This window comes from Hamadaea sp. NPDC050747 (assembly GCF_040654195.1).
Lineage (GTDB): Bacteria > Actinomycetota > Actinomycetes > Mycobacteriales > Micromonosporaceae > Hamadaea.
Genome location: NZ_JBFAHM010000009.1, coordinates 179,061 through 193,015, shown reverse-complemented (window position 1 = coordinate 193,015; position 13,955 = coordinate 179,061). Strand labels below are relative to the sequence as shown.

Here is a 13,955-nt window from a genome sequence, read left to right as displayed (position 1 = left end):
TGCGCATACGCCCACAGCCGCCGGCCCAGCACCGGTAGCGTCAGGTGCATGATCACGATCATCGAAGGGCTGCCCGAGGGCGTCCTGGGCGCCGACGCGACCGGCGAGATCACCGCCGACGACTACCGCCAGGTCCTCGTCCCGGCGATCGAGAAGGCGCTGTCCGGCGGCGGCAAGCTGCGGATGGTCTACCGTCTCGGCCCGGAGTACCGGGGCATGCAGGGCGACGCGATGTGGCAGGACGCCAAACTCGGCGCGAGCCATCTGAAGTCCTTCGAGCGGGTCGCGGTGGTGACCGACGTCGACTGGATCGGGCACGCCATCAAGGCGTTCACCTGGATGATCCCGGGCGAGGCCAAGGTCTTCCCGACCGCGGAGTACGACGCCGCAGTCGCCTGGCTGACGTGCTGACGTCGCCGTCGAGACCACAGTCACCTCCATGATCAACGGGAGTGCGACGAGGCGTCCGATCAGCGCGGCGAGGGCGACGATCCGAGGCGGTGCAGGAAAAGCGTCTCCGCCAGGCAGGCTCGCCGGAACTCGCCGAGGTGCAGGCTCTCGTCGATCCCGTGGGCCCGGCTGTCGGGGTCCTCGACGCCGTTGAGGACGATCGTCGCGTCCGGGATGACCTCGGCGAGGTCCAGCATGAGCGGAATGGAGCCGCCCGAGCCGGTCTCGACCGGGTCGACGCCGTCCCACGCGTCGCGCAGCGCGACCCGGATCTGGTCGTAGACGGGGCCGGACGAGTCGACTGCCAGCCCGGGTGCCGCGCCACGGCGGGTCACCGAGACCGACGCACCCCACGGGATGTGCCGGCGGACGTGATCCTCCAGCAGCGAGAAGGCCCGCAGCGGGTCCTCGGTCGGCGCGATCCGCAGGCTGACCAGCGCACGGGCGACCGGAGTCAGAGTGCTCGTGGCGCCCTCGATCGGCGGTACCTCCATGCCGAGGATGCTCACCGCTGGGCGGCTCCACATCCGGGAGGCGGCGCTGCCGGTGCCGAACGGGGTGCCGCCGGTCTCCGCGAGCAGCCGGTCGGCGGCGTATTCGACCGCGGGGTCGGGCTCGGTCTTGAGCCCGTCGATCGCCACATCACCGGCGTCGTCGTGAAAGGACGAGATCAGGCGGGACAAGGCGATGACGGCGTCCGGCACCGCGCCGCCGTACATGCCACTATGGACTCCGTGCGAGAGCGTACGCACCTCCACCATCGCGGTGACGTGCCCACGCAAGGACGTCGTCACGGCGGGTACGCCCACCGCCCAGTTCCCCACGTCGGTCACGATCGCGACGTCGGCCTGGAGCTCGGACCGCAGCTCGCGGAGGAGTCGCGGGGTGGCGCCGGTGCCGTACTCCTCCTCGCCTTCGACGAAGACGACCACGCCGACGCCGAGATCGTCGCCGAGAGCACGGAGGGCGGCGATGTGCACCATGATCCCGGCCTTGTCGTCGGCCGCGCCGCGACCGTAGAGGCGGCCGTCACGTTCGGCCGGCTCGAACGGGTCGCTGGTCCACAGCGCCGGATCACCGGCGGGCTGGACGTCGTGGTGGGCGTATAAGAGGACGGTGGGACGGCCCGGCAGTAGGCGAGTGCCCAGGACAGCCGGACGGCCGGACGACGCCACGACGCGGGTCGCCAGCCCGCAGTCGGACAGCAGCGCCGCCACCAGCTCCGCCGACCGGTCGATGGGGGAGAAGTCGAAGCCGGGCGCGGAAACGCTCGGGATGCGGACGAGCCGCTCCAGATCCGCCCGTACGCCCGGCATCACCGCGTCGAGCCGGGCGGTGAACTCAGCTTCCATCACGCAGATCGCTCGGGGCGGAGGGGGCGTACTCGACGTGGTCGAAGACCGCGTGGCATCCCGAACCGGTCGGGGCCTGGACGACGAAGCCGACCTGCGCCGGGCCGGTTCCGATGGCGAAGTTGCGGACGAACTCCCAGCGGCGTCCGTCGGAGCCGGCGTGGAAGGCGTAGGCCCCGCCGTGCCGGGTGACCCGCAACCAGACGCCTTCGTGCGGATCGGCGACGGGCCAGGCGTTCGCGTCGTCGGCCACCCCGTCGCAGACCACGCTGACGACGCCGGGCACGCCGCTCGGCGAGACCTCGAAGCACAACTTGGCCCAGTGAGTATCGTCGATCCAGACCAGGAGGGTTCCGGCGTCGAACGCGTCGCGGAAGGTGACGCGTACCCGGGCGGACAGGCGCCAGTCGCCGTCGGGGGCGGCAGCCAGCGCACGTGGGGCCGTGAGCTTGGTCTCCGAACTGGCGGGATCGATGAACAGATCAGTCTGGGCGGGGGCGGACGCGCTGAGCACGCCGTCGTTCAGGCCGCACTCGGTCGGGGGGACGATCCACTCGAAGTCGAGCGGCACCGCGGGCAGGGTGAACTCCATCGCAGCAGCCTGCCCGTAACTCAGAGGTTCTTCAAGGCTTCGCGCCGTGACAACCCCGACAGCTCGGTCGCGGCCACGAACGTCCGGACCGCGTCCGGCTCGGTCTTCGCGTACTCGCGCAAGGCCCAGCCGATCGCCTTCCGGATGAAGAAGTCCGGATGCCCGGCCTGCCGTCGGCAATAGCGGAACAACCGGTCCGCGTCCGTCGCATCCTTGTATCGCAATTGGTGAAGGATCGCCGTCCGGGTCAGCCACATCTCGTCCTGCTCCGCCCACTGGTCCATCACCCTCACCAACGAGGGGTACGCCGAGACCAGCGGCCCGACAACGTGCGCCGCGAGGGCGTCCACGGTGTCCCACCACGGCTTGACGACGATCAGTTCGCGGGCGACCCCGAGGAAGTCCTCGTCCAGCGCTTTGGCGTACTTGCGCAGGTAGGAGCAGGCGACGTACTGGTATTCGCGCTCGGCCAAGGACCAGCACCCGAGGGCGATCTCGGCGGCGTCGGCGGACTCGGGGCGGGGCAGCCCCGTCGCGAGTTCGCGCTGCAGCGCGGCCAACGGCGTACTGGGGATGCCCAGAAACGGGAACTGGTCGCGCATGTATTTCGCCATGGCGGCGGCGCGCTCGGGGTCGGCGTGCCGGGGCAGCGTCTCCCGCAGGCGCCTCAGGAATGCGGTGGCGAGTTCCGACATCCGCGCTCGATGCCACCCTTCCCGAATTGGCCGTGATCACCCCGCGTTCAGACTGCCATACTCAGGGCGTGGACACCGCGAACTGGACCCCGCCGGCGCTGTGGCAACCCGAGCCCGGCTGGCTCAACACCGCGAGCTACGGTCTCCCGCCGGAGCCGGCCTGGCAGGCGATGCAGGCGGCGCAGGACGACTGGCGGACCGGGCGTACCTCGTGGGAAGGCTGGGACGCCTCGACACAGCGGGCGCGGGAGAGCTTCGCGCGGCTGATCGGCGTCGACGCGGCGGACGTGGCCGTCGGCGCGCAGGTGTCGCAGCTGCTCGCGCCGGTCGCAGCCGCCCTACCCGACGGCGCGACCGTCTTGGTGCCGGACATCGAGTTCACCTCGAACGTCTTCCCGTGGGCGGTGCACGCCGACCGGGGCGTCACCGTGCGGACGGCTCCGCTCGACGGCTACCTCGACGCCATCGTCCCCGGCGTCGACGTCGTCGCGTTCGCGCTGGTCCAATCGGCGAACGGGCGGGTAGCCGACCTGGCCGCGATCTCGGCCGCCGCCCGGGCGGTCGGTGCGCTCGTCGTCGTGGACGCCACGCAGGCGACGGGGTGGCTGCCCTACGACGGGTCCGCCGCCGACGTCGTCGCCGTCGGTGCGTACAAGTGGTTGATGTCCCCGAGAGGGACGGGCTTCGCCTACCTGGCGCCGCACGTGCGTGAGCGGGTGCGGCCGATCCAGGCCGGCTGGTACGCGGGCGACGACCCGCACGGGTCTTACTACGGCATGCCGTTGCGGCTGGCCAAGGACGCGCGGGCGTTCGACCTGTCCCCGGCGTGGTTTCCGTGGGTCGGCACCGCCCCGGCGCTGGAGGTGATCGAGGGCATCGGCGTCGAGCGCATCCACGCGCACAACCTGCGCCTGGCCAACCGGTTCCTTCGGGAGTTGGGGCAAGAGCCGGGCGAGTCGGCGATCGTCACCGTGAACGTGCCCGGCGCCCAGCAGAAGCTGGAACGAGCCGGCATCCGGGCGGCCGTCCGGGCGGGGAGCGTGCGCGCCTCGTTCCACGTCTACAGCACCGACGCTGACGTGGATTCGGCCGTAGCGGCCCTGCTCGGATGAGTTCCCGTCCCGCTGCCGGTGGTGGCCGCTGGGTCGACGTCGACCCGGAGCGTCTCTCGAAGTGGATCTCCGGCTTCCGTACGCGGCACGGCTCGGTCACCGTCTCCGTCCCACCCTCCGGCGAGGGCTGGCTTTCCCTGGTCGGTGCGGACGGGTCGACCGCGACGTTCCACCTCGCTCCCGGCATGTCGCTGCCGCCGCTCTCAGCCGACGCCAGTCTGCTGGACCTCGACCGGTTCGTCGCAAGTGCGCAGGAACCCCGCGTCCTCGGCCTGCTCCTCGCCCGGCGTAACGCGGCCGCGATCGGCGTGGCGGACGGACCCGACCTGGTCGCCTCCAAGGTCGAGACGTTCTACGTCCAGGCGCGTACGGCGGCCGGAGGGTGGTCGCAGCAGCGCTACGCCCGGCGGCGCGGTAACCAGGCGGCGGCCGGCGTACGCGAGGCCGCCGACGTCGCCGCGCGCATCCTCCTCCCGTACGCCGGAAAGATGGCCGCTCTCGTCTGCGGCGGCGACCGCCCGACGGTGGAGGCGATCCTGGCCGACAAACGGCTCACCGCGCTGGCCGAGTTACGCCGAGGCCGGCTGCTCGACGTCGCCGAACCGCGCCACGCCGTCCTGGTCGACACCATCCCGCTCGCCCGCGCCGTCCCGATCCACGTGGTCGACCCCGTCGCTTCGGAGTGATCCACGCCACTGGGGGAATCCGATCCGGGTCCCTATCGTTGTCAGTGCTGGTGCCGCGACAGTGTCCCCGGGCCTCACCTAACGCCTTTACGGAATACCGTCCGGCTGGAGCCGTACTGCGCCACGCGCCGAGAGGCGACCGGCGGCACCGCCCTCGTGAACGGGCCCCGACTCATCCGAGCCGGGGCCCGTTTCCGTTCCCATCAGATGTCGCATGCTCGGGCACGACGGCCGTGGTGTGGACAGCGCGACCGTCGTGGCCTGGGACGTCGGGGCGGGCGAGAGCCCTATGCAGCCCTCCGCGTGAGACCGGCGTACCGCTCCGACTCCAGGAACATGGGCACGAGCAGCGCCGCCGAAGCGGACAGGTCACGGTCGACGGCCTGGTCGCGCGGCACGAACACCATGGCGAGCCCTTCCCCGAGGATGACGTCCTCCTGCTTGGCCTCGGTGTAGGCGGCGAAGACGTGGAAGGTCACCTGGTGCGGAAAGCCCTCCTCGTACGGACGCGGCCCCGACCAGAAGTGCTCGATGTCGGCCACCAGCCCCGTCTCTTCGAGCAGCTCACGGCGGGCCGCCTCGATCGGCGTCTCGCCCGGCTCGATGCGGCCGCCGGGCAGCGCCCACTGGTTGGGGGAGACGGGAGCGTGTTCGTCGCGAAGCTGCATGAGGAGGGCGCCGTCGGCGTCGACCAGCAGGACCGCGGCTACTTCGTAGGTCGCCATCGGCTGATCATGCCACCGATCTTGTTTGCGGACGGGCCCATCCGTCCGCGGCAGTCGGCCCAGCCGGGCGGCCCCGCGGCGGCTTGATCAAGTGCCCTGGGTCTGCGATCGCAGGCCCGAATCAGACATCAAGTGCCGCTGGTATGCGCTGGAGCGCCATTTTCCGCATGCCATCGGCACATGATCATGATGGGCGGCCCTTCGGCGCTCACCCAGGGAACTTGATCATCTGCTCGAGTTGGCGATAGTTGCCCACACGCGGCGTGGTCAAAGGGCATGCAGCAGGGCGGCGACCTCGTCGTCGGTCGTCGCGGAGAAGTCGTCGTACCAGGCGCCGACGGCGTGGAACGACGCCGGGGTGACCACGGCGATCACCTCGTCGGCCAGTGGCGCGAGATCGGCGACGGCGCCGGGCGGGGCGACCGGGGCCGCGACGATCACTCTGGTCGCACCGCGGGCGCGGGCGACCTGGCAGGCCGCGGCGGCGGTGGCGCCGGTGGCGATGCCGTCGTCGACGATGAGGGCGGTCCGGCCGTGGAGGGACACCGGCGGGCGATCTCCGCGCAGCCGCCGGACCCGGCGGTCCAGCTCGGCGGACTCGACCGCCCCGATGCGGGCGACGTCGGTCTCGGACAGGCCCCGGGCGCCGGAGGTCAGGACGCGGGCGTTCTCCTCGCCGATCGCGCCGATGGCGTACTCCGGCTGCTGGGGATGGCCCAGTTTGCGGACGACGATGACGTCGAGCGGTGCGCCGAAGAGGGCCGCGATCTCGGCCGCCACCGGTACGCCACCGCGCGGCAACCCGAGCACCACCAGGTCACCGCGGTCGACCCCGGCTTCGACCAGCCGGGCGGCCAAGCGGCGTCCGCCGTCGATCCGGTCGCGGAACGCGCTCACCCCTCCATTGTCCCTCGCGTGTTCACGCAGCGTGGGGATCCGCTTCGGGCAGCACGCCGGAAAATGAGTTGCGCAAGATCGGCGGGGGGCTGTTACGCTCGCGGACATGTACATCGCGTGAGGTCTCGCCGCCGCCGTTCGAGCCTGGGCTCATCGAGTCCCGTTCACGGCTTGCGGCATCTCCAGCAGTCATCGGTCCGTTCCGGGCGCCGAACTGCGCCCGATCATCTTCGAGGAGAGACGTCATGCGAGAAGAACTTCCCGAGAACGAGGCGACCACCGACGCCGATCCCGACGCCGGCCTGACCCGGGCCGAGCGCCGGGCCAAGGGCAAGAAGGGCGGCCAGCCGCAGCAGGCGCACGGCAAGCAGCACTTCGTCCCGAAGAACTCGCAGGGCCAGGCCCAGCGGATCTGGTCGAACCGTCGCGCGGGCTGAGCTGATGACGCACCCGCACCCGGCCCGTTACGTGGTCCTGGGTGCGGGTGCGGTCGGCGGAGTGGTCGGCGGCCTGCTGGCCGTGGCCGGCCACGAGGTGGCGTTCCTCGCCCGGGGTGAGCATCTGGCCGCGATGCGGCGCGACGGGTTGCGAGTCGAGACGCCCGACGCCGTCCACCAAGTCAAGGCCGAGGCCGCCGCCGACCCCGCGGAACTGGGGCTACGGTCCGGCGACGTGGTGCTTCTGGCGGTCAAAGGCAACGACACCGAGGCCGCCCTGCAGAGTCTCGCGCGGGTCGGCGTACCGGGTGTCACCGTGGTGTGCCTGCAGAACGGCGTCGCCAACGAGCGCCTCGCGCTGCGCTACTTCGCCGACGTCTACGGCATCTGCGTGATGCTGCCCGCGACGCATCTGGAGCCCGGCGTCGTCCGCGCCGACTGCGCGCCCGTGCCGGGCATCCTCGACATCGGGCGAATCCCGTCCGGCGTGGACGAAAGGGCGGCCCACATCTCGGCGGACCTGCGCAGTGCCGGGTTCGTCAGCGAACCCCGCGAGCACATCATGCCGTGGAAATACTGCAAACTCCTGGTCAACCTGGGCAACGGCATCCGGGCGGTGTGCGTACCCGCCGAGCGGGTCGAGGAGATCGTCGCCGAGGCGCGGGCCGAGGCGGCGGCGATCCTCGACGCCGCCGGGATCGCGTACGTGTCCGAAGCGGACGACCGCCGCCGACGCGGCGACATCTTGCAGCTCAAGGGAGCCCGCTCGGGCAGCTCGTCGTGGCAGAGCCTGCGGCGCGGCACGGGCAGCATCGAGACCGACTACCTCAACGGCGAGATCGTCCAGCTCGCCCGCACGCTCGGCCGCCCGGCCCCGCTCAACGAACGCGCCCAGCGCTGGGCCACTCGCTTCGCCGCCGAGCACCGCGAACCGGGCACCCTGCCCGTCGAGGAGTGGCTCAGCTGATCGGCGGGCGGCTCGGCCCCGCGGGTCGCTCCATCGCCGCGCTCGGCCCGAACCCGAACTTCTCGTACAGGCCATGCGCGTCGCTGGTGTGCAGCAGCCAGCGGAACTCCCGGCCCGGCCCCTCCTCGATCATCTTGTGCACGATGGCCGCGCCCAGCCCATGCCCGCGATGGCCGGCGTCCACATAGACATCCGCCAGATACGCCGAGGCCACACCGTCGGACCAGGCCCGCGCGAACCCCACCATCGCGCCGGTGGAGTCAAAGGCTCCGACCACCCGCCACGACGTCCGCACCTGGTCCGCGAAGTCTTCTCGGGTACGCCATCGGCCCCAGTACGCCTCGGTCGACAAGAACGCGTACGCCACGTCGACGTCGATCCGGGCCGGGTCGTCGTCGACCTCGTAGCCCGGTGTCACTGGGGATCCCGCCACAGCGTCCATTGTTCCGGCCCCGACGACACGGGCAGGTTCCCGGTCACCTCGAACCCGTGCCGCTCGTAGAACGGCAGGTTCTTCGGGTTCGACGACTCCAGATACACCGGTACGCCCGCGGCGTCGAACCGGTCGAGCCCGGCGCGCAGCAGTGCCGCCCCCAGTCCACCGCCCTGCGCCGCCGACGCGGTCGCGATGAACTCCAGGTACCAGTGCTCGGGCGGCTGCTTGTCGTGGTGCTTCTCGATGTCGCCGAGGCGGCCGAGCAACCTCGGCAGGCGTACGCCCGCCGCCCGGGCGATCGACGGTGCCGCCCGCAGCATCGCGGGAGTCGGCAGTTTCCAGTCGCCCGGCGGCGACCAGATCGTCAACGCCCGCCGGTCGACCGTCGTGAACACGCGTCCCTTCGGCACCGAGTGCCGCAGCAGCGCGCCGAAGAGCAGCTCGAGCCGCCGTCGCCGCCGAGCCGGGTCGTCGCCGTCATGGTGCAGCATCCACGACCACACCGGGTCGCCGTCGAACGCGTCGGCCATCGTCGCCGCCAGAGCCGGAAGGTCGGCGGGAACCGCGGGGCGGATCTCGATCACCGGAGTATTCGAAATCCTCTCGCGTTCCCTGTCAACCTCCCGGCCCTATCTTCAGGACTCCAGGCGTCGCGTCCGGATCTCCGGCCAAGCGCGGTAGAGCTGGGGTGAATCCGTGATGATCGAGGCTCCGCCTGGGTACTCCGGACCGGGTAGTGCCGCCGAGACGGCGTGGGCGACGTCCAAGCCGGGCTTCTGCCACCCCTGTCCCGCTCGCCATTGCTCGTAGGACAGCGCGTCGCCGAAATCGAACGGAATAACCGAAACCGCGGGCAGCTGGCCGACGTGCTTGATGAGATGCGGACGGTCACGGCCCGCGTAGGCGAGGCAGACGACCGGGGCCAGGACGGGGCGATCGGGACGGAAATGGGCTTGATTCAACAGCGTGGACAGCCATTGAATCTGCCCGATTGCCCGCAGCGCCGAGGTGTCGAGGAGCAGGGGTTTCACGCGATCATCCGTCACAACGAGTCCAACCACTGGTCGGCTTCGGCGAGACCTTCATCGGTGATGACTTGCCCGTAGGTGTCGCGGAAGAACTCGCGGACGGCTTCGCCGCGAGCCTTCAGCTCGTCGGGGGTCAGGGTCTTCTCGGCGAACTCCATGAGGAGCTTGCCGAGGCTGATGCCGCGATGGTCGGCGATCAGCGCCAGCCGGTCCCGGACCTCGGTGGTGACGCGGATGGACGTGTACGCCATCGGGCGAGCATACGTCGTGTATGCACGCTCCGTCGCGACCGGCGGGGGCGGTGCGAGAGTGGTCATGGAGTCATTCGATCTCATGGCGTTACCGCATTACGACGGCATTTCCACTGAAAGATCTTTCGATCTTGTCAGTGGCTTGCAGTAGCTTCGTCGGCGTGACGACGAAAGCTTCGCAGCCCGCACCGCCGAATCTGCCCGCCGAGTGGTCGACCGGGACGCCGGTCCTCGACGACGAGGAGGAGTGGTGGCAGCTCGACCTCACCGGTGACACGTTCGAGGGCGAGGCGGCCGGGATGGAGGTGGAGCAGAGCCGGTTGACCCGCGTCCGGCTCGGGGGCGTACGCCTCGAGAAGGCGACGTTCCTCGACTGCGCGCTGCACCACTGCGACCTGGCGAACCTGACCGCCGACGGGTGCGGCCTGCGGCGAGTGGAGCTGGTCGAGTGCCGGGGGACCGGGATGGTCTACATCGGCGGCGGGCTGCGGGATGTCACGCTGCGCGACTGCCGGCTGGATCTGACGACCTGGCGGGCCACGACGTTCACGAAGGTCGCCTTCGTCGGCTGCGATCTCCGGCGGGCTGATTTCATCGGCGCCGACCTGCGTGGGGTGCTCTTCGAGCGCTGCGATCTCACCGCGGCGCAGTTCAGCAACGCCAAGCTCGAGGGCGCCCGGTTCACCGACTGTGATCTCACCGGGCTGGGCGGGGTGGCGAGCCTCGCCGGGGCGACCGTCCGCGCCGACGACCTGGTCGTACTGACCGAGTTGCTGGCCGACGCGCTCGGCATCACCGTCGAGCGCTGAGCCGCTGAGCCGCTGAGCCGCTGAGCCGCTGAGCCGCTGAGCCGCTGAGCCGCTGAGCCGCCGAGCCGCTGAGCCGCCGAGCCGCCGAGCCGCCGAGCCGCTGAGCCGCTGAGCGCTCGCCTTGTAATCTCGGCCCGTGCTCTCCCTCGCCGCGCGCCCGCTCGCCATCAACCCGCTGCCGACCGGGGGATACCCGCTGCTCGGGCTCGTCCTGCTCGCGATCGGCGGCTGGCTGATCTGGCGATCGCGTCGTCCGGAGAATCCGTCCCGGCGGGAGGAGCGGCTGGGTGGGATCGCGTTCGCGGTGTTGGGGTGCGCGATCGGGATCGCGGGCCTGGTCGCGGTCGCCACCGATTGACGTGATCATTGCGCCAGCCATGCGGTTTCATGGGACATTTCGCCCCGCGAAACGACTTGGCCGGCGCAGTGATCACGTGGACGGGGCAGCGCGTTTCGATTGACATGCAGCCGTGTGGCTGCCTATCGTTAAAGGCAGCCAAGAGGCTGCATATCTGAGGTGGGTATGAACGACGTCTTCCGGGCGCTGGCCGATCCGAGCCGGCGGCAGCTGCTCGACAGCCTGAACGAGCGCAACGGGCAGACCCTGCGCGAACTCTGCGCCGGGCTGCGGATGGCGCGGCAGTCGGTGAGCAAACACCTGGCCGTGCTGGAGGCGGCCAACCTGGTCACGACTGTGTGGCGGGGCCGGGAGAAGGTGCACTACCTCAACGCCGAACCGATCAACGCGATCGCCGACCGGTGGATCGGGCAATACGACCGGGCGCGTGCGCAGGCCTTGGCCGACCTGAAACGGGCATTGGAGGGAGAACCCATGAGCGACACCGAGTTCGTGTACACGACGTACATCCGGACGACGCCGGAGAAGCTGTGGCAGGCGCTGACCGATCCGGCGTTCACCAGCCGCTACTGGGGAACCGTGTTCGAGACCGACTGGCAGAAGGGCTCGGCGATCACCTGGATCTACAAGGGACTGCGCATGGAGGATCCCGAGCAGGTGATCCTGGAGTCCCAGCCGTACCGGCGGCTGTCGTACACGTGGCACACCTTCACGCCGGAGTTCCAGGAGATGGTGGGCGGCATGCCGCCGGAGATGGCCGCCGAGCCGCGGTCGCGGCTGACCTTCGAGCTGGAGCCCCAGGGCGACGTGGTCAAGCTGACCGTCGTCCACGACGGCTTCCAGCCGGGCAGCCAGGTGCTCGAAGGCATTCGCGGAGGTTGGCCGCCGCTGCTGTCGAGCCTCAAGTCGCTGCTCGAAACGGGCGAGCCGCTGGCGGTGTGAGGCTGTCCCGCCGGAGACCGTCCCGCCGGAGAAACGCAGCCGCCCCGGCGATCGGCCGGGGCGGCTGCGGTGCTGCGTCGAGAGGGGGAGTCACGCAGCGGTGATGCGTACGGCGTCCGCGATGACGTAGCCGGTCCCGGTCGTCCAGCGGCTGACGCCGACCACGTTGTGATCGCCCGCCGCCAGCGTGAACGTGCCGAGGTTCACCCAGGTGCCGCCGTTCGACCGCTGGTCGACGGTGACCGTCACAGTGCCGGTGGTGGTGGCGACGACGTACGGGGTGGCGCTGTTGTACCCGCTGTTGGCGGGGTACCAGACGGCGATCTTGTAGCTGCCGGTCGCCGGGATGTCCGCCTTCCACCAGGCGGCGTCGGCGATCGACTGCGGATTGGCGAACCGGTAGTCGGCGCCGTATCGCTGGGCCGAGTACGCCGAACTGCCCCAGTTCGCGCTGGCGGTGAACCGGCCGCTGTCGGTGTTGTCCACGATGACGCTGAAGGCTCCGCCGCTGACCGTACGCCCGCCGCTCGGCGCGCTCTGGTTGTGCAGCCGGTCCAACGCGGTCACGTAGTAGGTGTAGGTCTGCCCGGCGACCGCCGACTTATCCAGGTACGCCGTTCCGCGTACCGTGGTCAGCAGGTTCGTCGCGTCGGTGAAGGCGCAGGCGTCGGCCGGTCCGGCTCCGGCGATCCGGTAGACGGCGTACGACGTGCCGGATCCGGTCCAGCTGAGCTGGACGCCGGTGCTCACTCGCGTACCACTGGGAATCGCGGGGGAGGCCGGCGGCGTGCCGGGCACCGACAGTGGCAGGAGCGCGGGCCGGGTGTAGTGATCGGCCGCGAGGCGCGTGATCGAGCCGAGCCGGTCGGCGAGCACGTCGTTGGCGCTGAAGTAGATGTCTCCATCCACCTCGGCGTAGCTGCGGTTGAGCGTGACGTGGTTGGTCAGCTCGGTCGTCGTCTGCCACTGCGCGGACTGGCCGGACGCCCCGACCCGGTACGCCGCCTGCCCGATGTAGAGCTGCGTGTTCGTCCCCGCGACCACGTCGGCCCACCACGGCATGAGGACGGCGTAGTCGGCGGTCGTGAACCCGATGTGCCAGTAGATCTGCGGGGCGATGTAGTCGAGCCAGCCGGACTTCACCCATTTACGCGAGTCGGCATAGATGGCGTCGTAGGACTGGAGGCCGCTGGTCTGCGAACCGAGCGCGTCGGTGCTCGCGTTACGCCAGATGCCGAACGGGCTGATGCCGAACTTGACCCACGGCTTGGCGGCGTGGATGCGCTGGGACATCTCCTGCACGAGCAGGTCGACGTTGTTACGCCGCCAGGCGCCGATGTCGGAGAAGCCGCCGCCGTACTGCGCGAACGTCGTCGCGTCCGGGATGGCGACGCCGGAGACGGGGTAGGGGTAGAAGTAGTCGTCCCAGTGCACGCCGTCGACGTCGTACTTGGTGACCGCGTCCATCATGGCGTCCTCGACGAACGTCCGGACGGCCGGAATACCGGGGTTGTAGTACCGCCGGCCGTCGTAGGCGAAGGTCCACTCGGGATGCACCCGGGCCGGGTGGGTGGCGGTCAACGTGGTGAGGTCGGTGGTCAGTGCGACCCGGTACGGGTTGAACCAGGCGTGGAACTCCAGATTCCGGGCGTGCGCCTCGCTCACCATGAAGGCCAGCGGATCGTAGCCGGGGCCGGCGCCCTGCGTACCGGTCAGGTAGCGGGACCAGGGCTCGTAGGACGAGGGCCAGAACGCGTCGGCCGACGGCCGGATCTGGACGACGACCGCGTTCAGGTTGCGCCGCACCGCCAGGTCGAGCCATGACTTGAACTCGGCCTGCTGCGTGGCGGCGCTCAGGCCGGTCGCGCTGGGCCAGTCGATGTTGGTGACGCTCGCGATCCACATCGCGCGGAGCTGCCGCAACGGGGTGGCGGGGTTGGGCGTGCATGCCGCGGCGACGGCGAGGGCGTCCGACTGCCCGCCGCCGACCCGAGGCTGCGCGGGATTGGCGGTGGCGGGCAGTGCGGATGCCATCAGAGCGACCACCGCGGCCAGCAGGACCGAGACCGTGAAACGGCGCATAGGGGGGATCCTCTCGATCGATGCTGGTGCGGTCGTCGATGTGATGTGAATGATTTACCACAGCGCGCATCATCTTGTGAAGACGTGACTGGCCCCTTGACATCGACGCCGAAGCGCGGATGATGCTCTCACCGTC

The 13,955-nt window shown here is 70.2% G+C and carries 18 protein-coding genes; 8 read left to right on the top strand and 10 right to left on the bottom strand.

Features of this window, described 5'->3' with window-relative positions; all coding sequences use genetic code 11:
• The first annotated feature begins 48 nt into the window (after window positions 1-48).
• On the top strand, window positions 49-411 hold the full coding sequence (locus tag AB0H43_RS22830) for an STAS/SEC14 domain-containing protein (protein WP_360002076.1): 363 nt from the start codon (window positions 49-51) through the stop codon (window positions 409-411).
• Between the two features lie 59 nt (window positions 412-470).
• On the opposite strand, the gene AB0H43_RS22825 is transcribed toward AB0H43_RS22830, so the two are convergent.
• From AB0H43_RS22825 to AB0H43_RS22815, 3 genes are read right to left on the bottom strand one after another with little or no spacing between them, the layout of a single operon-like run.
• Window positions 471-1,802 (bottom strand): M20/M25/M40 family metallo-hydrolase, encoded by a 1,332-nt coding sequence (locus AB0H43_RS22825; protein WP_360002074.1) that lies wholly within the window; start codon window positions 1,800-1,802, stop codon window positions 471-473.
• The gene (locus AB0H43_RS22820) at window positions 1,792-2,394 is read right to left on the bottom strand and encodes a DUF1349 domain-containing protein (protein ID WP_360002072.1); all 603 of its coding nucleotides are present in this window, start codon (window positions 2,392-2,394) and stop codon (window positions 1,792-1,794) included. The genes AB0H43_RS22825 and AB0H43_RS22820 overlap by 11 nt, the downstream gene beginning before the upstream one ends.
• Window positions 2,395-2,414: 20 nt before the next feature.
• A complete protein-coding gene (locus AB0H43_RS22815) occupies window positions 2,415-3,089 on the bottom strand; it encodes a DNA alkylation repair protein (RefSeq protein WP_360002070.1) in 675 nt (224 codons plus the stop codon).
• A gap of 68 nt (window positions 3,090-3,157) precedes the next feature.
• Between AB0H43_RS22815 and AB0H43_RS22810 the strand changes: the two genes are divergently transcribed.
• The gene (locus AB0H43_RS22810) at window positions 3,158-4,201 is read left to right on the top strand and encodes an aminotransferase class V-fold PLP-dependent enzyme (protein WP_360002068.1); all 1,044 of its coding nucleotides are present in this window, start codon (window positions 3,158-3,160) and stop codon (window positions 4,199-4,201) included.
• Entirely contained in the window at window positions 4,198-4,887 is a 690-nt protein-coding gene (locus AB0H43_RS22805; protein WP_360002066.1) for an acVLRF1 family peptidyl-tRNA hydrolase, read from the top strand. Before AB0H43_RS22810 ends, AB0H43_RS22805 begins: the two co-directional genes overlap by 4 nt.
• A gap of 287 nt (window positions 4,888-5,174) precedes the next feature.
• On the opposite strand, the gene AB0H43_RS22800 is transcribed toward AB0H43_RS22805, so the two are convergent.
• A complete protein-coding gene (locus AB0H43_RS22800) occupies window positions 5,175-5,612 on the bottom strand; it encodes an NUDIX domain-containing protein (RefSeq protein WP_360002064.1) in 438 nt (145 codons plus the stop codon).
• Between the two features lie 267 nt (window positions 5,613-5,879).
• Complete coding sequence (locus tag AB0H43_RS22795; protein ID WP_360002062.1) at window positions 5,880-6,509, bottom strand: phosphoribosyltransferase family protein; 630 nt, start codon at window positions 6,507-6,509, stop codon at window positions 5,880-5,882.
• Between the two features lie 245 nt (window positions 6,510-6,754).
• On the opposite strand from AB0H43_RS22795, the gene AB0H43_RS22790 reads away from it, so the two are divergent.
• Window positions 6,755-6,946 carry a hypothetical protein gene (locus tag AB0H43_RS22790; RefSeq protein ID WP_360002060.1) on the top strand — a complete coding sequence of 64 codons (192 nt, stop codon included), beginning with the start codon at window positions 6,755-6,757 and terminating at the stop codon, window positions 6,944-6,946.
• Window positions 6,947-6,950: 4 nt separating this feature from the next.
• Window positions 6,951-7,913, top strand: a complete 963-nt coding sequence (locus AB0H43_RS22785; protein WP_360002058.1) for a 2-dehydropantoate 2-reductase — start codon at window positions 6,951-6,953, stop codon at window positions 7,911-7,913.
• Here the strand turns inward: AB0H43_RS22785 and AB0H43_RS22780 are convergent.
• Genes AB0H43_RS22780 through AB0H43_RS22765 form a run of 4 tightly spaced genes read right to left on the bottom strand, consistent with a single transcriptional unit; the run spans window position 7,906 to window position 9,628 of the window.
• Window positions 7,906-8,346, bottom strand: coding sequence for a GNAT family N-acetyltransferase (locus AB0H43_RS22780; protein WP_360002056.1), 441 nt, complete (start codon window positions 8,344-8,346; stop codon window positions 7,906-7,908). The genes AB0H43_RS22785 and AB0H43_RS22780 overlap by 8 nt on opposite strands.
• Window positions 8,328-8,933 carry a GNAT family N-acetyltransferase gene (locus AB0H43_RS22775; protein WP_360002054.1) on the bottom strand — a complete coding sequence of 202 codons (606 nt, stop codon included), beginning with the start codon at window positions 8,931-8,933 and terminating at the stop codon, window positions 8,328-8,330. The genes AB0H43_RS22780 and AB0H43_RS22775 overlap by 19 nt, the downstream gene beginning before the upstream one ends.
• Before the next feature lie 51 nt (window positions 8,934-8,984).
• The gene (locus AB0H43_RS22770) at window positions 8,985-9,380 is read right to left on the bottom strand and encodes a hypothetical protein (protein ID WP_360002052.1); all 396 of its coding nucleotides are present in this window, start codon (window positions 9,378-9,380) and stop codon (window positions 8,985-8,987) included.
• Window positions 9,381-9,391: 11 nt separating this feature from the next.
• Window positions 9,392-9,628 (bottom strand): hypothetical protein, encoded by a 237-nt coding sequence (locus AB0H43_RS22765; protein ID WP_360002051.1) that lies wholly within the window; start codon window positions 9,626-9,628, stop codon window positions 9,392-9,394.
• A 161-nt stretch (window positions 9,629-9,789) separates the two neighbouring features.
• Here AB0H43_RS22765 and AB0H43_RS22760 point away from each other — a divergent pair, with 161 nt between their 5' ends.
• The 3 genes from AB0H43_RS22760 (at window position 9,790) to AB0H43_RS22750 (ending at window position 11,737) form a co-directional block, all read left to right on the top strand.
• On the top strand, window positions 9,790-10,437 hold the full coding sequence (locus tag AB0H43_RS22760; RefSeq protein ID WP_360002050.1) for a pentapeptide repeat-containing protein: 648 nt from the start codon (window positions 9,790-9,792) through the stop codon (window positions 10,435-10,437).
• Between the two features lie 136 nt (window positions 10,438-10,573).
• Window positions 10,574-10,795 carry an LPXTG cell wall anchor domain-containing protein gene (locus AB0H43_RS22755; protein ID WP_360002048.1) on the top strand — a complete coding sequence of 74 codons (222 nt, stop codon included), beginning with the start codon at window positions 10,574-10,576 and terminating at the stop codon, window positions 10,793-10,795.
• 165 nt (window positions 10,796-10,960) lie between these two features.
• Window positions 10,961-11,737, top strand: coding sequence for a metalloregulator ArsR/SmtB family transcription factor (locus AB0H43_RS22750; RefSeq protein WP_360002046.1), 777 nt, complete (start codon window positions 10,961-10,963; stop codon window positions 11,735-11,737).
• A 90-nt stretch (window positions 11,738-11,827) separates the two neighbouring features.
• Here the strand turns inward: AB0H43_RS22750 and AB0H43_RS22745 are convergent, their stop codons facing one another.
• Window positions 11,828-13,819 (bottom strand): family 10 glycosylhydrolase, encoded by a 1,992-nt coding sequence (locus AB0H43_RS22745; RefSeq protein WP_360002044.1) that lies wholly within the window; start codon window positions 13,817-13,819, stop codon window positions 11,828-11,830.
• Window positions 13,820-13,955 lie beyond the last annotated feature (136 nt).